Annotated in this window: 11 protein-coding genes and 1 tRNA gene; 7 read left to right on the top strand and 5 right to left on the bottom strand. The window is 72.6% G+C overall.

The window, feature by feature from the left end; genetic code table 11:
* Positions 1-226 precede the first annotated feature (226 nt).
* Positions 227-490, top strand: a complete 264-nt coding sequence (locus tag AC3WLN_RS20370) for a hypothetical protein (RefSeq protein WP_463778257.1) — start codon at positions 227-229, stop codon at positions 488-490.
* Positions 491-553: 63 nt separating this feature from the next.
* On the opposite strand, the gene AC3WLN_RS20365 is transcribed toward AC3WLN_RS20370, so the two are convergent.
* Positions 554-889, bottom strand: a complete 336-nt coding sequence (locus AC3WLN_RS20365; RefSeq protein WP_492484301.1) for a hypothetical protein — start codon at positions 887-889, stop codon at positions 554-556.
* A gap of 470 nt (positions 890-1,359) precedes the next feature.
* On the opposite strand from AC3WLN_RS20365, the gene AC3WLN_RS20360 reads away from it, so the two are divergent.
* Both AC3WLN_RS20360 and AC3WLN_RS20355 read left to right on the top strand, forming a co-directional pair.
* Positions 1,360-3,669, top strand: coding sequence for a TonB-dependent siderophore receptor (locus AC3WLN_RS20360; RefSeq protein WP_492484300.1), 2,310 nt, complete (start codon positions 1,360-1,362; stop codon positions 3,667-3,669).
* Positions 3,670-3,718: 49 nt separating this feature from the next.
* Positions 3,719-5,314: a PepSY-associated TM helix domain-containing protein gene (locus AC3WLN_RS20355; protein ID WP_492484298.1), complete on the top strand. Its 1,596-nt coding sequence runs from the start codon at positions 3,719-3,721 to the stop codon at positions 5,312-5,314.
* Between the two features lie 28 nt (positions 5,315-5,342).
* Here AC3WLN_RS20355 and AC3WLN_RS20350 read toward each other — a convergent pair whose 3' ends face one another.
* Positions 5,343-6,701, bottom strand: a complete 1,359-nt coding sequence (locus tag AC3WLN_RS20350; protein WP_492484297.1) for a sigma-54-dependent transcriptional regulator — start codon at positions 6,699-6,701, stop codon at positions 5,343-5,345.
* Entirely contained in the window at positions 6,698-8,572 is a 1,875-nt protein-coding gene (locus AC3WLN_RS20345; RefSeq protein ID WP_492484295.1) for a sensor histidine kinase, read from the bottom strand. Before AC3WLN_RS20345 ends, AC3WLN_RS20350 begins: the two co-directional genes overlap by 4 nt.
* A gap of 359 nt (positions 8,573-8,931) precedes the next feature.
* On the opposite strand from AC3WLN_RS20345, the gene AC3WLN_RS20340 reads away from it, so the two are divergent.
* Positions 8,932-10,275 (top strand): dicarboxylate/amino acid:cation symporter, encoded by a 1,344-nt coding sequence (locus AC3WLN_RS20340; protein WP_492484293.1) that lies wholly within the window; start codon positions 8,932-8,934, stop codon positions 10,273-10,275.
* Between the two features lie 131 nt (positions 10,276-10,406).
* Here AC3WLN_RS20340 and glmS read toward each other — a convergent pair whose 3' ends face one another.
* Together glmS and glmU are read right to left on the bottom strand one after the other, a co-directional pair.
* Positions 10,407-12,233 (bottom strand): glutamine--fructose-6-phosphate transaminase (isomerizing), encoded by a 1,827-nt coding sequence (gene glmS, locus AC3WLN_RS20335; protein WP_492484291.1) that lies wholly within the window; start codon positions 12,231-12,233, stop codon positions 10,407-10,409.
* 247 nt (positions 12,234-12,480) lie between these two features.
* Positions 12,481-13,875 carry a bifunctional UDP-N-acetylglucosamine diphosphorylase/glucosamine-1-phosphate N-acetyltransferase GlmU gene (glmU, locus tag AC3WLN_RS20330; RefSeq protein ID WP_492484289.1) on the bottom strand — a complete coding sequence of 465 codons (1,395 nt, stop codon included), beginning with the start codon at positions 13,873-13,875 and terminating at the stop codon, positions 12,481-12,483.
* Between the two features lie 239 nt (positions 13,876-14,114).
* Between glmU and AC3WLN_RS20325 the strand changes: the two genes are divergently transcribed.
* The 3 genes from AC3WLN_RS20325 (at position 14,115) to AC3WLN_RS20315 (ending at position 18,141) form a co-directional block, all read left to right on the top strand.
* Entirely contained in the window at positions 14,115-15,689 is a 1,575-nt protein-coding gene (locus tag AC3WLN_RS20325; protein WP_492484287.1) for an OpgD/OpgG family glucan biosynthesis protein, read from the top strand.
* 23 nt (positions 15,690-15,712) lie between these two features.
* A complete protein-coding gene (mdoH, locus tag AC3WLN_RS20320) occupies positions 15,713-17,863 on the top strand; it encodes a glucans biosynthesis glucosyltransferase MdoH (RefSeq protein WP_492484303.1) in 2,151 nt (716 codons plus the stop codon).
* Positions 17,864-18,051: 188 nt separating this feature from the next.
* Positions 18,052-18,141: transfer RNA gene (locus AC3WLN_RS20315), tRNA-Ser, on the top strand.
* Positions 18,142-18,201: the final 60 nt, after the last annotated feature.

Genomic DNA, 18,201 nt, shown 5'->3' with positions numbered 1-18,201 from the left:
GGGGAAGGGTGGGCGCCACGGATGCACTTTCGGCCGGGGGACGGCGTCTCGGAACGCCTCTGCGCGGACCGCCCCTGCCCCGCGCGCGGCGCGGAGCCGGGGGTCCGGCAAGCTTGGCCCCGTCCCCAGAGGTAGCCCCTGCGCCCCCGCGGCTCAAGACCGCGTCCGCGCCCCGGGCGACGGGCCGCGTTGCGGCGGCGCCGCCCGGGGGCCTATGGAGGAGCCCATGACCGAGAAGCTGACGATTCGCGCCCTGTGCGACCTGGGCCTCATCCCCGCCACCGAGGTGACGGCGGCCGTCGACGCCTACATGGCCGACCCGATGGCGCCCCCCTACGTGTTCGGGGCGGGCTACCGGCTCAACCTCGCCAAGGCGATCCGCCACCATCCCGGCGCCAACGACTTCGTCCTGCGCAGCGGCGCCGGTCCGCAGCTGAAGCGCCCCTTCGTGGAGGCGGCGATCTGGGAAGCGCGGCCCGACCGGGGCTGAGCCGGGCGCCCCCCCCGCGGCCGCCCGCGACGGCGGCGATTCAGCCGCCCGGGATGGCCGGCTTCAGCCGCCCAGGATGGTGGCGAGCACCTGCCGGGCCCGCTCCAGGTCGGCGCGGGCCTCGGCCTCGGCGGCCTCCGCCTGCGCCAGCCGGTGGACGGCGTGCATCAGGGGCGAGCCCCGGGTCAGGGCGGAGAGCGCCGCCACCGTCGCGGGATCGACCGAGGCGAGGTGGCCGACCTCCCCGAGGAGCAGGGCGATGCGGTGCTCGCAATGCGCCTGCGCGACGCCCTCCGGGCAGGTGCACGTGAAACGCACGCCGCGCGCGGTCTTCGTCGCCTCCATCCGGTAGACGCCGTCGCCGTCGGGGTTCGACACCGAGAAGATCAGCGAAGTCATCGACGCTCCTGTTCGCGCTCCGGCACCGAAGGACACCGGATCTCCCGCCTCTCTTCTACGGCGTGTTCGCATTCGACGCACCCGTTCGGTCCGCGCGTGTCATGGGGCGGCCCGGGGACCCCACCACATCTTCCGGCACCGATCGGGAATACGACCGTGGGTCGCGGTCCGCGCCCTGCCCCGGGACGCTCGCGACTTCTCGGCACGCCGGACCCTGTGCGCTTCGGGCCGCACGGCGGATTTTTTCGCGCGGGTCGGGATTAAGCGCTGCGTGCGGATAGCGTTCGTGCGGCAGTTCTAAGCTGGAATAAGTCGAAAACATATCTCTTGCGGTTGAATTACGAATCCTGCCAAGACGTTTTCGCGCCACCGACAGTAAGTCAATTCAAGTTCGTGGCATCGACTCCGAGCGCTGCCTGAAGTGATCTTCGGCCGTGATCCGTTTTGCGTTGAATGATAGGTCCCGTGCCATGACCGGAGCAGCCCAACGCTGTCTCGTTGCAACGCTGTTGTCCGGCGTTGCTGCCGTCGGTCTCCCGTTCCGGGAGGCGCGGGCGCAGGCGGGCACCGAGACGGTGACCCTCGACACCCTCTCGGTGGAGGGGGCCGGCGCGGGCCGGAACGCCTCCGGAAGCCAGCCCGGCGGCGCGGTCGGCCCCGTGCGCGGCTACGTCGCCACCCAGAGCCGGGTCGCGACCAAGACCGACACGCCGATCCTGGAGACCGCGCAGTCGATCTCGGTGATCGGCCGCCAGCAGATCGAGGACCAGAACGCCCTCACCCTCAACCAGGCCCTGCGCTACGCGCCCGGCGTCACGACGGAGCAGCGCGGAGGCGCCGGTGCCACGCGAACGGACCAGTTCTTCATCCGCGGCTTCGCCGCGCCGCTCTTCCTCGACGGTCTGCCCCTGCCCGGCAGCCGTGACGCGACGCCTTCGGTCGATCCCTACCGGGTGGAGCGCGTCGACATCATCAAGGGGCCGGCCTCGGTGCTCTACGGGCAGTCCGGCCCGGGCGGCATCGTCAACCTCGTCTCCAAGGTGCCGCGCTTCGCCCAGCACGGGGAGATCTTCGTCCAGGGCGGCGGCTTCAACGAGGTGCGCGGCGGCTTCGACGTGGGCGGCCCGATCCCGGCCGAGGCGGGCCCGCTCGCGGACCAGTTCGCCTATCGCGTGGTTGGCCTCGGCTGGAAGGGCGACGGCCCGGCGGTGACCACGCAGGTCGAGCGCTTCTTCATCAACCCCAGCATCACCTGGCGGCCCTCGACCGACACCTCGCTGACCATCATCGGCAACTACCAGCGCGATCCGTTCTCGGGCTTCTATGGTGGCGTTCCGGCGGTGGGCTCGCTGTTCCCGCGCAACTTCGGTAACGGCGTCATCGGCCGCCTGCCGGTCGATTTCTACGACGGCGACCGCAACATCGAGCGCTCGGACCGCACGCAGGCCTCGATCAGCTACATCTTCGACCACCGCGTGAACGAGAACCTGCGCTTCCACTCCGCCGGCCGCTACCTGCGCACGGAGGGCAATTACCGGAGCGTCTTCACGACACTCGACGACACCGTGAACACCCCCTTCGCCAGCGGGCCCCTGATCAACCGGTCGATCGGCGGCACGCAAGTCGGGATCGATGCCTTCGCCATCGACTCGAACGCGGTCGCCACCTTCGACACGGGATTCCTTGCGCACACGGCCCTCGTCGGCGTCGACCACCGGACCTTTGAGACCCGGACCCTGTCCGGTCCGTTCCCGCGGACGACCAGCCTGAATGCGCTGACGCCGAACTACGACATGAACCTCGCGTTCCCGGCCTTCACGGCGGATGCCCGGATCACTTCCGAGCAGACCGGCGTCTACTTCCAGGACCAGATCAAGTTCGACCGGCTCGTGCTGACGCTGGGCGGCCGCTACGACGTCGCCCGCCAGTCCGGCCCCACCCGAACCCTCGCCACGGGGGCAGTCGCCAACCAGAACGTGCCCTCCGACGCCTTCACGGGCCGGGCGAGCCTGCTCTACCTGTTCGACAACGGCTTCGCCCCGTACGTTTCCTACAGCGAGGCCTTCGAGCCGATCGTCAACGGGCGGATCTTCGATACCGCCTTCGGAGCCGCCGGGCGGGTTCCCGACCCGATCTCCAGCGACCAGTTCGAGGCCGGCATCAAGTACCAGCCGCCCGGCACCGACATCCTGCTGACCGCCGCCGCCTTCGACATCCGCCGCTCGAACGCGACCCAGACGGACCCCGCGCCCGGCCGCAGCCAGTTCGTCGTGCAGACCGGCGCGGTCGGCGTGCAAGGCGTCGAGTTCGAGGCGCGGGCGAATCTCAGCGAGAGCCTGACGCTGATCGGTGGCGTCTCGTTCCTCGACATCCGAAACGTCGCGGACATCACCAGCACCCGGAACGCCCTCACCGGCCAGCCCGTGCCGCTCCTCGGCCGGAGCCCGGTTCAGGTGCCGGACACGACGGTCTCGTTGTTCGCGGATTACCGCTTCACCAGCGGTCCCCTGCTGGGGCTCGGCCTCGGCGGCGGCGTGCGCTACCTCGGCTCGTCCTGGGGCGACCCGGCCAACACCTTCAAGGTTCCCGAGAGCGTCCTCGTCGATGCCCTTGCCACCTACGACCTGAAGTACATCGATCCGACACTGCAGGGGTTCACCATGCAGGTGAACGTGCAGAACCTCCTCGACGAGCAGTATGTTACCGGGTGCTTCGGCTATTCCGGATGCTATTACGGCCTGCCCCGCACCGTCTACGCCACCCTGCGCTACCGCTGGTAGGCGCCGGGGTTCGCGCGCCGCCGCCGCCCACATCCCCCCGGAGGACGCGATGGGAACGAGCTTCCGCCAGGCCATGGCCTGGCTCCACACCTGGTCCGGCCTCGTCGTCGGCTGGGTCCTGCTGGCGGTCTTCGTCACCGGCACGGCGAGCTACTACCGGGCGGACGTCTCGCGCTGGATGCGGCCCGAGCTCCGCCCGGTCGAGGCGCTCTCGCCCGACGCCTTTTCTCCCGATTCCCTGGCGCGGGCGGCCGAGCTCGGCGTCGCGCATCTCCAGCGGCATGCGGGCGGGGCGCGGACCTGGTTCATCGGCCTGCCGACGCCCGACAGCCCGGTCATCGACCTGTTCTGGCGGACGAGGCCCGGCACCCCGCCGGGGCAGGCCCGCCTCGACCCGGCGACCGGCGCGCCGGCGGCGATCCGCGACACGAAGGGCGGCGACTTCCTCTACCGCTTCCACTTCGAGCTCCACATGCCGCCCCTCTGGGGCCGCTGGATCGTCGGGATCTGCGCCATGATCATGCTGGTGGCGCTGATCTCGGGCGTGATCACGCACCGGCGCCTCTTCGCGGACTTCTTCACCCTGCGGCGGGACAAGGCGCCCCGGCGCGGCTGGCTCGACGCGCACAACGTCACCGGCGTGCTGGCGCTGCCCTTCCACCTGATGATCACCTATACGGGCCTCGTCACCCTGAGCGTGATGTACATGCCCTGGGGCGTCACGGCGGCCTACCGGGGCGAAGCGCAGACCTTCTTTGCCGAGAGCGGCCAGATCCCGGCCCCCCGCCCGCCCGCCGGGCAGCCCGGCACCCTGGCGCCCATCGGCCCGATGGTGCGCGCGGCCCTGGCGCGGGTGCCCGAGCCCCTGGAGCGGCTCTCCATCGCCAACCCGCGGGACGCCCATGCGGTGGTGACGGCGGTGTTCGAGGAGCCGCACGGGCTCTCGCACGCCCATCCGCAGGTCGCCTTCGACGGGGTGACGGGCGCGGTGCGGGAGGTCCGGCAGGGCGGCCTCAAGCCGGCGACCCGGACCTTCACCACGATGGTCGGCCTGCACGAGGCGCATTTCGCCGGGCCGGCCCTGCGCGGGCTGTTCTTCCTCTGCGGCCTGATGGGCTCGGCCATGGTGGCCACCGGCTTGGTGCTCTGGTCGGTGGCGCGCCTGCCCCGGCCCGGCGAGCGGGGCTTGCCTGGCCTGCGCCTCGTCCAGGCCCTGAACATCGGCGCCGTCGCCGGGCTCCCGGCGGCGATCGCGGCCTACTTCCTGGCCAACCGCCTCCTTCCCCTCGCCCTGCCCGGGCGGGCGGAGTGGGAGATCGGCGCCTTCTTCGGCACCTGGCTCCTCCTCACCCTCGCGGTCCTGCCCGGCCCGGGGCGCCGGGCCTGGGGCCTGGCGCTGACCGCGACGGCCGGCCTCTACCTCGCGGTGGTGGCGGCCGACCTCGCCCTGGTCGATCACGGCTGGGCGGGACTGACGGCCGGGACGGCGCGCTTCGTCGGCTTCGACGCGACCCTCCTCGCCCTGGCGGGCCTGTTCGCCCTCGCGGCCCGCAAGCTCGCCCGCTATGCCGGGCCGCGGCGGGCGCCCCGGACCGCGACGGCCGGCCTCGGTCCCCTCGCGCTGACGGGGCCGTCGGCCCGCTGAGCCCGGTGCGGACGAGGCCTTCCGCGCCTCAGCGGTAGTCGGTGGGCGTGAGCCCGTGGCGGGCGATCTTGTCGTAGAGGGTCTTGCGCGGGGTCCCCAGGGATTCCGCCGCGACCCGGACATCCCCGCCCGCCATGATCAGCTCCTCGCGGATGAGGCTGCGCTCGAAGCGGTCGACCTGCTCGGCCAGGGTGCCGGCGGTGACGATCTCGGGCGCGGCGAGGTCGAGGGCGCCCAGGCCCAGGGCGTAGCGCTCGGCGAAGTGGCCGAGCTCGCGCACGTTGCCGGGCCAGTCGTGCCGGCGCAGGTGCTCCAGCACCGGGCCGCTGATGGCCGGAACCTCGCGGCCGAAGCGGGCGGCGGCGCGCCGGAGGAATTCCTGGAAGAGCAGGATCACGTCCTCGCGCCGGTTCCGCAGGGGCGGGATCGCGATCGTGATCACGTTGAGCCGGTGATAGAGGTCGTCGCGGAAGGTGCCCTGCGCCGCCGCCTGGCCGAGATCGACCTTGGTGGCGGCCACCACCCGCATGTCGATGGGCAGCGTCTCGTTGCTGCCCAGGGGCTCGACCTTGCGCTCCTGCAGCACCCGCAGCATCTTCACCTGCAGGTTGAGCGGCATGCTCTCGATCTCGTCGAGGAAGAGCGTGCCGCCCTGCGCGTGCTCGATCCGGCCGACCCGGCGCTTCACGGCGCCCGTGAAGGCCCCGGCCTCGTGGCCGAACAATTCGCTCTCGGCGACGCTGTCGGGCAGCGCGCCGCAATTCATCGCCACGAAGTTGCGCTTGGCCCGCCGGCCCCAGCGGTGCAGCGCGCTCGCCACCACCTCCTTGCCCGCGCCGGTCTCGCCGAACACGAGCACGTCCACGTCGGCATGGGCCACCTCGCGCACGAGCTGGCGCAGGCGCACGATCTCGGGCGAGACGCCGAGGAAGGCCGGGTCCTCCTCCAGGGCCGCGTCGAGGCGCGCCCGCAGCTGGCGGTTCTCGAGGACGAGGCGCCGCCGCTCCAGGGCGCGCCGGGCCGAGACCAGCAGCGCCTCCACCGGGTAGGGCTTGGCCAGGAAGTCGCAGGCGCCGTCGCGGATCGCCGCCACCGCCATGCGGATGTCGCCGTGGCCGGTGATCAGGATCACCGGCAGGTCCGGGTCGATCGTCCGCAGGCGCGCGAACAGCGCGTTGCCGTCGAGGTCGGGCAGGCGCACGTCGGTGATGACGAGGCCGGGCGGATCGGCGAGGATCGCGGCCAGGGCCGGCCCGGCCGCCCCGAAGGTCTCCACCGTGAACCCGTCGAGTTCCAGGCTCTGGCGGTTGGCGCGGCAGACATCCGCCTCGTCGTCGATGAACACGACCCGCTCGGCCGAGGCTGCCCCATCCATGGTCTCGCTCACGTCGTCGTCTCCGCCGCCCCGGCCGTCGCGCGGGCCGGGGCCTTCGCCAGCGCCATCCGGAAGATCGTGCCGCCGGCCGGGTCGTCCCGGACGGTGAGGCTGCCGCCGCAATCCTCGACGATTCCGCGGGCGATGGCGAGCCCGAGCCCGAGCCCGTCCGACTTGGTGGTGAAGAAGGCGTCGAAGACCTGCGCCCGCACCGCCTCGGGCATGCCGGGCCCGCTGTCGCGGACCTCGACGGCGACCTCCTCCGGCCCCTCCACGACCTTCAGCCCGACCTGGGGGTCGGGCCGGCCCTGCACGGCGTCGAGGGCGTTCTGGAGCAGGTTCACCACGACCTGTTCGAGGCGCGGCCCGTCGCCGAGCACGCGCAGGCCGGGGGCGCCCGCCTCCAGCGCCAGGGGGATGCCGGCCGCCGCCGCCCGGGCCTCCACCAGCTCCAGGCCGTTGCGCAGGATCTCGGCCAGGGCCACCGGCTCCCGCTTGCCCGAGGAGCGCCGGGCGAAGCCCTTGAGCTGGCGCGTCAATCCGCCGATGCGGTCGGTCAGGCGGCCGATGGCGACGGCGTTCTCCGCCGCCTCCTCCATCCGCCCGCGCCGGACCAGGGTGGCGGCGTTGTCGGCGTAGGAGCGGATGGCGGCCAGCGGCTGGTTGATCTCGTGGGCCATGCTGGCGGCGAACTGCCCGAGGGCGGCCAGGCGCCCCGCCTGGGCGAGTTCGCGCCCGAGGCGCTCGCGCTCGGCCTCCGCCCGCTGCCGCTCGTCGATCTCGAGCCGCAGCAGCCGGTTGGCGTCGGTGAGGGCCAGGGTCCGTTCCCGGACCCGGGCCTCGAGGGCGTCCCGCTGGGCCGAGGCGCGGGCGAGGCGCTCGCGGTTGCGCCGGCCCCGGCCCGCCAGCGCGGTGAGGCCGAGGCAGGCGAGCCCCGTGACCAGGCCGGCGATGATCCAGGCCTGGACCCGCTCGCGCTCCACCATGCCCCCCAGGGGGGTGAGGGTATGGAGGCGCCACGTGGTGCCGGGGACCGGCGCGTCGAGGCGCAGCGCGGCCCAGGCCGGCCGTGCGCCCTGGCCGACGCGCACGAGGTCCGCCGCGCCGGCGACGGGATAGAGCGGCATGTCGTCGAGGGGGGCGGCGCCGAATTCCAGGGCCTCGCGGATGCGCCGGCGCTCGGCCTCGTCGATCCGCCGCAGGGTGGTGAAGCGCCAGGCCGGCTCGCTCGCCACCAGGACGATGCCGCGCGCATCGACGACGAAGACCCCGCCCCCCGCCGCGCGCCAGCCGGCCTCGACCGCGTCGAACTCGATCTTGACCACCACGACGCCGCCGGCGGCGCCGATCCGCCGGGACAGGTAGAAGCCGGCCCGGCCGCTGACGGTGCCGAGGGCGAATTGCGAGCCGGCCCCGTCGCGCATCGCCTGCCGGAAATAGGGCCGGAAGGCGTAGTCCCGGCCGAGGAAGCTGCCCTGGCCCTGCGCGTTGCTGGCCGCCGCCGTGATGCCGTCCGGGCGGATCACGTAGATCACCGCCGAGCCCGTCGCCTCGGCCACCGCGGCGAGGCGACGGTTCACCCGGCCGATCAGGGCCTCCGAGGGCGCGGGCTCGGCCGCGGCGGCGATCTCCGGATCGGCCGCCAGGGCCAGGGGCAGCGAGGTCTGCTTCTGCATCTCGGCCGCCAGGCTCCCGACCTGCAGCCCCAGGGTCGCCTCGGCCGTGCGGCGCAGGTCGGCCAGGGCCCAGCGCTCGGCGACGCCGCCGGCGACCCAGGCGGCGAGCAGGATCGCCACCACGCTGGCGAGCAGGGCCAGGCTCCGGGGGCTCGGCACGTGCACCCGCGCCGGATGCGCCTCGATCGGTCGGGACACCGGCCTCATACCCTCCGCGCCTCTGCGAATTTCCGGAAAGGATTTCCCGGCCAGGTCCGGGTTTTCGCCAGGCGCTGCGCCGGAGGCCGCGCACTCATCGAAAAAACGATCCTGATTTCAGGTGTTTAACGAAAAGTTTCGATCGTTCCGGGGCTGGCACGCCGGTTGCCATTCCGAGGGGGTAAGGCAGCCCTGCAGCGATCGCAGGGCTGACCGCCGACGGGCCGACGCCCCGCCCCCGTGCCCCTGCCGGGCACGGCCGGGAGGGCGGGGCCCGACGGACGCAAGACCAAGAGCGGACGGATGCCGGGGCGACGCCCCGGGGCCGAACCGACACCCTTCGAGAGATCCATCGGGAGAACGCCTTCATGGCCGCTGTACCACTGCCCCTCACCGCGCCGCACGCGCCGCCCAAGCCCAAGCCCATCTACCGGACCCTGTATTTCCAGGTCCTGGTCGCGGTGGCGATCGGCATCACCCTCGGCCACTTCTATCCGCAGGTCGGCGCGGACATGAAGCCGCTCGGCGACGCCTTCATCAAGCTCGTCAAGATGATCATCGCGCCGGTGATCTTCCTCACCGTGGTCTCCGGCATCGCCGGCATGACCAATCTCGAGAAGGTCGGCCGCGTCGGCGGCAAGGCGCTGATCTACTTCATCACCTTCTCGACGCTGGCCCTGATCGTGGGCCTGATCGTGGCGAACCTGGTCCAGCCGGGCTCGGGCATGCACATCGATCCGAAGTCCCTCGATCCGAAGTCGATCGCGATGTACGCCGACAAGGCGAAGACGCAGACGATCACCGACTTCCTGATGAACATCATCCCGTCCACGGCGGTGGGTGCGTTCGCGGGCGGCGAGATCCTCCAGGTCCTGTTCTTCTCGGTGCTGTTCGGCTTCGGCCTCGCCTTCCTGGGCGACCGCGGCAAGCCGGTGCTCGACATCATCAAGGTGCTGTCGGAAGCCATCTTCGGCGTCGTCAACATCATCATGAAGGTCGCCCCCATCGGCGCCTTCGGCGCCATGGCCTTCACCATCGGCAAGTACGGCATCGCCTCGCTCGCCAACCTCGCCTACCTCGTCGGCGCCTTCTACCTGACCTCGGCGATCTTCGTGCTGGGCGTCCTCGGCGCGGTCGCCCGCTACAACGGCTTCTCGATCCTCAAGCTCATCCGCTACATCAAGGAGGAGCTGATGCTGGTGCTCGGCACCTCGTCGTCCGAGTCCGCCCTGCCCTCGCTCCTGGAGAAGATGGAGCGCGCCGGCTGCTCCAAGCCCGTCGTCGGCCTCGTGGTCCCCACCGGCTACTCGTTCAACCTCGACGGCACCAACATCTACATGACGATGGCGGCCCTCTTCATCGCCCAGGCGACGGACACCCCGCTCACCTACGGCGAGCAGGGCCTGCTGCTCCTCGTGGCGATGCTCTCCTCGAAGGGGGCGGCCGGCGTTACCGGCTCGGGCTTCATCACCCTGGCGGCGACGCTGGCGGTGGTCCCCTCGGTGCCGGTCGTCGGCATGGCGCTGATCCTCGGCGTCGACCGCTTCATGTCCGAGTGCCGCGCGCTCACCAACTTCATCGGCAACGCGGTGGCCTGCATCGTGGTCGCCCGCTGGGAGGGCGAGGTCGACGAGGTCAAGCTCGCCGCCGCCCTCGGCGGCAACCCGATGCCCCTCGACTCGGAGCTCCCGGCCCTGCAGCCGGCCGAGTGAGCCGACACGAAACGGACCGGGCGCGCCGCGCCCGGTCCCTGCGAACGACATATCCCTGCGAACGACGAAAAGGGGGCGCGGACCGGCCGGTCCGCGCCCCCTTTTCGTTCGAGGCCCGGAGGGTTGGGCGCCTATTCCACCGTGACGGACTTGGCGAGATTGCGCGGCTGGTCGACGTCTTTGCCCATGAAGACGGCGGTGTGGTAGGCGATGAGCTGGATCGGCACCGCGTAGACGATGGGCGCCACCACCGGGTCGAGGTCGGGCATGGTCACGGTGGCCATGGTGTCGAGGCCGGCCGCGGCCGCGCCCTTCGCGTCGCCGATCAGGATGATGCGCCCGCCGCGGGCGGCCACCTCCTGCATGTTTGAGACCGTCTTCTCGAAGATCGCGTCGTGGGGGGCGATCACGATCACCGGCACGCTCTCGTCGATGAGGGCGATGGGGCCGTGCTTGAGTTCACCCGCCGCATAACCTTCCGCGTGGATGTAGCTGATTTCCTTGAGCTTCAGGGCGCCTTCCAGCGCCATCGGGTAGCTGGTGCCGCGCCCCAGATAGAGCACGTCGCGGGCCTTGGCGACCTCGCGGGCCAGGACCTCGATCGACCCTTCGAGCTTGGTCGCATCGGCCATCAGGCCCGGCACAGTGATCAGCGCGTCGACGAGGCGGCGCTCCGCCTCCGGGCTCAGGGTGCCGCGCGCCCGGCCCGCATGGATGGCCAGACACAGCAGCACGGTGAGCTGGCACGAGAACGCCTTGGTGGAGGCGACCCCGATCTCGGGGCCGGCCAGGGTCGGCACGACGGCCGAGGCCTCCCGGGCGATGGTGGAGGTCGGCACGTTGACCACCGCCAGGGTGTGCTGGCCCTGCGCCCTGGCGTAGCGGAGCGAGGCCAGGGTGTCGGCGGTCTCGCCCGATTGCGAGATGACGAGGGTGAGCCCGTCCCGGTCCAGCGGCGGCTCGCGGTAGCGCGCCTCCGAGGCCACGTCGATCTCGACGGGCAGCCGCGCCAGGCTCTCGAACCAGTACTTGGCCACGAGCCCGGCATAATAGGCGGTGCCGCAGGCGGTGATCGAGATCCGCGAGAGCGTGGCGAAGTCGAAGGGCAGGGCCTCGGGCAGGGCGACGCGCCCCTGGGCGAGGTCGACGTAATGGGCGAGCGTGCGGCCCACCACCTCGGGCTGCTCGTGGATCTCTTTCGCCATGAAGTGGCGGTGGTTGCCCTTCTCCACCCGGAAGGCCTGGGCGACGATGCGCTGGCGCTCGCGGGTGACCGGCCGGCCGGCCTGGTCGCGGATCTCGGCGCCGTCGCGCGACAGGATCGCCCAGTCGCCCTCGTCGAGATAGGTGATCGCTTCCGTGAACGGCGCCAGCGCCAGGGCGTCCGAGCCGAGATAGGTCTCGCCCTCGCCGTAGCCGATGGCCAGCGGGGCCCCGTGGCGGGCGCCGATCAGGAGGTCGTCGTGCCCGGCGAAGACGAAGCCCAGCGCGAACGCCCCGTGCAGGCGGGGCAGGCAGGCGGCCACCGCCTCGACGGGGCCGAGGCCCTGGTCCATGGCGTGGCTGACGAGCTGGGCCACGACCTCGGTGTCGGTCTCGCTCTCGAAGCGCACGCCCTGCGCCTGGAGCTCGGCCTTCAGCGCGCGGAAATTCTCGATGATGCCATTGTGGACCACCGCGAGCCGGGCGGTGGCGTGCGGGTGGGCGTTGGTCTCGTTGGGGCGCCCGTGCGTCGCCCAGCGGGTGTGGCCGATGCCGAGGCTGCCGCCCAGCGGCGCGTCGCGCAGGCGCATCTCGAGGTTGGAGAGCTTGCCCTCGGCCCGCCGGCGCTCCAGGTGTCCCCCCGTCACGGTGGCGATGCCGGCCGAGTCGTAGCCGCGATATTCGAGCCGGCGCAGGGCTTCCACCAACTGCCCGGCCACGGCGTCCCGTCCGACGATACCAACGATTCCGCACATGGGTCTGGGTCTCTCAGGAGTCCGGCACTGGGGTCGGGCACGCACGGGCCCATCCGGGCTTGTACCGGATCGGGACGGGCACGCGCCAGCCACCCGGCCCGAAGGCCGGCCGGGGGCGACATCCGCCCCCGTGGCCAGTCTGCCCCGGCAATCCTGAACGCGGGCTTGCGGTGCCGGGACGCCCCGACCGTCCGACGGGCGCCCACACGTCCTGAACCGACAGCTCCTTCGCCTAGAAGTCCTGCGCCTACAGGTCCTGCGCTTTCTTGGCCCGCGCCGCCTTCTCCGCCTGCAGGGCCGCGCGCTTGCCCGGCGCCCAGCCGGGCAGGGTGCGCTGGCGGGCCCGCGTGACCGCCAGGGCGTCCTCCGGCACGTCGCCGGCGATCACCGAGCCGGCGCCCACGATGGCCCCCGCCCCGACGCTGACCGGGGCCACCAGGGCGGTGTTGGAGCCGATGAAGGCCCCCGCCCCGATCCGCGTCCGGTGCTTGTTCACCCCGTCGTAGTTGCAGGTGATGGTGCCGGCCCCGAGATTGGCGCCCGCCCCGACCTCGGCATCGCCCACATAGGTCAGGTGGTTGGCCTTGGCGCCCGCGCCCATGCGGGCGTTCTTGACCTCGACGAAGTTGCCGATGCGCGCGCCCGTCTCCAGCACCGCGCCGGGGCGCAGGCGGGCATAGGGGCCGACCTGCACGCCGGGCTCAAGCGTGGCGCCCTCCAGATGCGAGAAGGCATGCACCACGCAGGCGTCGCCCACCGTCACGCCGGGCCCGAACACCACGTGAGGTTCCACGAGAACGTCCCGCCCCAACACCGTGTCGACATGGAAGAAAACCGTCTCCGGCGCGATCAGGGTCGCCCCCGCCGTCTGGGCCGCCCGGCGCAGGCGCCCCTGGATCTCGGCCTCGGCGACCGAGAGCTGGACCCGGTCGTTGACCCCCTGCGCCTCGGCCTCCGACACCGGCACCACCGCCACGGCCAGGCCGTCCGCCACCGCGAGGCCGACGGCGTCGGGCAGGTAGTACTCGCCCGCCGCGTTGGCGTTGCCGATGCGGGTGAGAAGGGCGAGGGCGCGGGCGCCCGACAGGGCCATCAGGCCGGCATTGCACAGGGTGACGGCGCGCTCCGCCGCGCTCGCATCCTTCTCCTCGCGGATCGCCAGCACGCGGTCCCCGTCCGTCAGCACCCGGCCGTAGCCGGCCGGGTTCGGCGTCCGGAACGCCAGCACCGCGACGGCCGCCCCCTCCGCCAGGGGGGCCCGCAGGCGCGACAGGGTCGCGGCGGTGATCAGCGGCGTGTCGCCGAAGGCGATCACCACGTCGTCGTCGCCCGCCTCCAGGGCCGCGCGGGCGGCCAGCACCGCGTGCGCGGTGCCGAGGCGCTCGGCCTGCGGGTAGGTCGCGGCGCCGGGCGCCAGGGCGGCGACCTCGCGGGCGACCGCCTCCTGGCCCGGCTCCACCACCACGGCGATGCGGCCGGCCCCGGCGCCCCGCGCCGCGGCGAGCACGTGCCCCAGCATGGTCCGGCCGGCGACCCGGTGCAGCACCTTCGGCAGGTCCGAGCGCATCCGCGTGCCCTTGCCGGCGGCGAGCACGATGGCGGTGAGGCTGCGCCCCGTCTTCCCGGTCGTCTGGTCCGTCATCGCACGTTCCGCCGCTGCCCCAAGCTGTTGCTTCCCGCCGGCTAAAGCGCGGACGGGGCCGTTTCAAGTCCGGATCCCGCGCCGGACACGTTTCCGCGCCCCGAACGAACGGTCCGGAGCCCTCCGGCGTTGACCGCCGTGGTCCGGGACGGCTTAAGCACCGGTTCAGGGCTCCGCATGGTAGACCGCCCGCAGCCCCTCGCCTTCTCCGCGCAGCCCGCGCCGACCAGACGGACCCGATGACGCCGCCGAACCCGGATTTCCCCGACGACCCGACCGCCGGCGATCCCAGCCGCCGCACCGTGCTGCGGCAGGCCGGCCTCGCCACCTTGGCCGTCGGCCTCGCCGCCCTGCCCCGCGCCGCCGTCGCCGACGAGGCCCCGGCCCTGCCCGCAGAAGGCACGCCGTTCCAGCCCGGCCTCGTCACGGATCTGGCCCGGGCGCTCGCCAAGCGCCCCTACGCGGCGCCCCGCACCGACGACCTGCCCGACGCCCTCACCGGCCTCAACCGCGAGCAATACGCCGCCATCCGGACCCGGCCCGGCAGCGCGGTCTGGGCCGAGGCGGACCTCGGCTTCACCCTCGAGCCCCTGCATCGCGGCTCGGTGTTCCGCTCCCGCGTGGCGCTCGCCCTGGTGGAGGAGGGCGTCGTGCGCGCCCTGCCCTACGACCCGGCCCGGTTCGAGACGGACGGGATCGCCCTCCCCACCCTCAAGGACGACCCCGGCTATTCGGGCTTTCGCGTCCGCGCCCGCTTCCGCGGGGGCGAGCTCAGCGACTTCGCGATGTTTCAGGGGGCGTCGTTCTTCCGCCTCCTGGCCACCGGCCAGGGCTTCGGCGTCACGGCCCGGGCCCTGACCCTGCGCCCGGCCGACGCCAAGGGCGAGGAATTCCCCGAATTCCGCGCGATCTGGATCGAGCGGCCCGGCCCCGGCGGCCCCCTGGTCCTGCACGCCCTGGTGGATTCGCCCTCCGCGGCGGCGGCCCTGCGCATGAGTCTCCGCCCCGGCGACGCCTCCCTCTGCGACGTCGAGGGCACGGTCTTCGCCCGCGCGGCCATCGACCATCTCGGCCTCGGCGGCATGACCACGAGCTACCTGTTCGGCCCCCACGACCGGCGCGGGGCCGACGACGCCCGCGCGGGCGCCTTCGCCAGCGGCGGCCTGCAGATCCGGACCGGGTTCGGCGAGGCGATCTGGCGCCCGGTACGCAACCCCCAGACCCTGCAGATCTCCTCCTTCGTGGACGAGAACCCGGAGGGCTTCGGCCTGATGCAGCGGGCGCGGGACTACGCCGCCTTCCAGGACGACGTGCAGCACTGGGAGTGGCGCCCCTCCCTCTGGCTCGAGCCCCTGGGCGCCTGGGGACCGGGGACGGTGACCCTGCTGGAGATCCCCAGCGATTCCGAGTTCAACGAGAACGTGCTCGCCTATTGGCGCCCGAAGGCGACCCTGGCGGCCGGGGCCGAGATGCCCTTCAGCTACCGCCAGCACTGGTGCTGGCAGCCCCCCGAGCCGCCGAAGGTGGCCCTGGTCTCGGGCACGCGCAGCGGGCGCGGGCCCGACAACCGCCGCCTGTTCCTGGTGGACTTCACCGGCGAGGGCATCGCCGCCCCCGGCGACATCCAGACCCAGCTCGGCGCCGCCTCCGGGGCGATCCCGTCGAGCACCCTCTACCGCTACCCCGAGCGCGACACCCTGCGGGTGGCCTTCGAGCTCGATCCGAAGGGCGAGAAATCCTGCGAATTGCGGCTCGCCCTGCAGCGCGCCGGCGCCCCGCTCACCGAAACCTGGCTCTACCGTTGGACCCCGTGACCGCATCCCCGCTCTCCCCCGCCATCGCGCCCCCGGCCGAGATCGCGTCCCCGCCCCAGGCGGCTCCCCTGCCCTTCGCCGCCGCGATGCCGCCCGAGGCGCCGCTGCCGATGCCGGTGCAGGACCTCGAGCGCTGGGACCCGGCCGAGGGCCACCGGCCGGCCGTGTCCCACGCGAAACCCTGGCTCGCCCGCGCCTTCGTCTTCGGGGGGGCGGCGCTCCTCACCGCCTACGGCGCCCTGCAGATGTACGAGGTGGTGGCGGTCTCGGGTGGCACCACGGCGCTGCAATACGTGCTGCTTGCCCTCTTCACCCTGAACTTCTCCTGGATCGCGCTGGCCTTCACGGGCGCGATCCTCGGCTTCCTCGTGCTCCTGCGGGGCTTGAAGACCCCGGCCCTGCCGGCGCGGCTCACCACCCGCACCGCGGTGGTGATGCCGGTCTACAACGAGGCCACGGCGCGGACCTTCGCGGGCGTCGAGGCGATGCGGGCCGAGATCGACGCCACCGGCCACGGCGCGGCCTTCGACTACTTCGTCCTGTCGGATTCGACCCAAGGGGATGCCTGGATCGCCGAGGAGCGCGCCTTCCTGGCCCTGCGCGCCCGCTGGGGGGCGCAGGGCCGGCTCTACTACCGGCACCGGCCGAAGAACCACCACCGCAAGGCCGGCAACATCGGCGACTTCGTCTCCCGCTGGGGCGGGGCCTACGACCACATGCTGGTGCTCGACGCCGACAGCCTGATGACCGGCGCCTGCGTGGTGCATCTCGCCGCCGCCATGGAGGCGGACCCGGATGCCGGCATCATCCAGTCGCTGCCGCTGATCATCAACCGCAACACGCTCTTCGCCCGGGTCCAGCAATTCGCCGCGCGGATCTACGGGCCGGTCATCGCCACGGGGCTGTCCGTCTGGTCGGGCCGCGACGGCAATTACTGGGGCCACAACGCCATCATCCGCACCCGCGCCTTCGCGGCCGCCTGCGGGCTGCCCGACCTTCCGGGCAAGCCGCCCTTCGGCGGCCACGTGCTCAGCCACGACTTCGTGGAGGCGGCCCTGATCCGGCGGGCCGGCTGGAGCGTGACCATGCTGCCGGCCCTGCCCGGCTCCTACGAGGAGAGCCCGCCCTCGCTCATCGACGTCGCGGTGCGCGACCGGCGCTGGGCGCAGGGCAACCTCCAGCACAGCCGCATCATCGGCACGGCGGGGCTGGCCCTCGCCTCCCGCCAGCACTTCGCCACCGGCATCGCCGGCTACGTCGCCTCGCCCCTCTGGCTCGCCCAGCTCGTGGTCGGCATCGCCCTGGTGCTCCAGACCGCCTATGTGCGGCCCGAATACTTCACCTCCGAGTTCGGGCTCTACCCGGTCTGGCCGCGCTTCGATCCCGTGCGCGCGCTCCAGCTCTTCGGCCTGACCATGGGCATCCTGCTCGCCCCGAAATTCCTCGGCCTGATCCTGGCGCTGCGCGACGGCCCCGTGCGCCGGGCCTGCGGAGGCGGCATCCGCCTCGTCCTGTCGAGCCTGATCGAGATCCTGCTCTCGGCGCTCATCGCCCCGATCGCGATGCTGATCCAGTCGGGCTCGGTCTTCCAGATCCTGCTCGGGCGCGACACCGGCTGGAACCCGCAAAGGCGCGACGACGGCTCGATCCCCTGGTCCGACATCGTGCGCCGCCACCGCTGGCACATGGCGCTGGGGCTGGTGACGGGCGTGGCGGCCTTCGCCATCGCCACCTCGCTGTTCCTCTGGATGTCGCCCACCATCCTGGGCCTCGTGCTGGCGATTCCGATCTCCTGGGCCAGCGGCCAGCTCGGCCTCGGGCTGGCCCTGAAGCGCCTCGGCCTGCTGATGACCCCGGAAGAGCGTGACCCCCCCGCCATCGCGGCGCAGGCCGGCGCCCTGAGCCGGCGCAACGCCGAGGCCGGCCTCGACGACGCGGACGCGCTCGGCGCCCTGCACGCCGATGCCGGCCTCGCCGCGGCCCATGCGGCGATGCTGCCCGAGACCGCCCCGCGCCCGCGCGGGGTCATCGACCCCGACCGGGCGCTGGCCCAGGCCAAGGTGGTGGAGGCGGAGGACATCGCCGAGGCCCGGGCCTGGCTGACCCCGAAGGAGCGCATGGCCCTCCTCCACGACCGCGCCCTCCTCGACCGGCTCGGCCGCCTCGCACCCTGAACCCCGCGCCGCCCGTCCCGCCGCCTCGGCGACCGGCCCCGGCGCGGCCCCGGGCCTTCGCCCCGGCGGTTGACGGCGCCCTCCGTGCAGCCATAGACAGGACGCGCCGGTCGCGCTGTCGACCGGAAGCGGCGGGTCCCGGCCCGGCGCTTCGGCCGAGGCAGATCCGCCTGCCTCGGCAAGGGCTTGGAAGGGTGGCCGAGTGGTTTAAGGCAGCGGTCTTGAAAACCGCCGTAGGCGCAAGTCTACCGTGGGTTCGAATCCCACCCCTTCCGCCAAGAGGCGTTGATCCCTCAGGGAAATCAGCCGCAGGCGACGTCGAACCCCACCAATAACCC

This window comes from Methylobacterium sp. FW306-05-D (assembly GCF_058782155.1).
The sequence above is the reverse complement of the archived record's forward strand: the minus strand, read 5'-3'. Positions and strand labels throughout refer to the sequence as shown.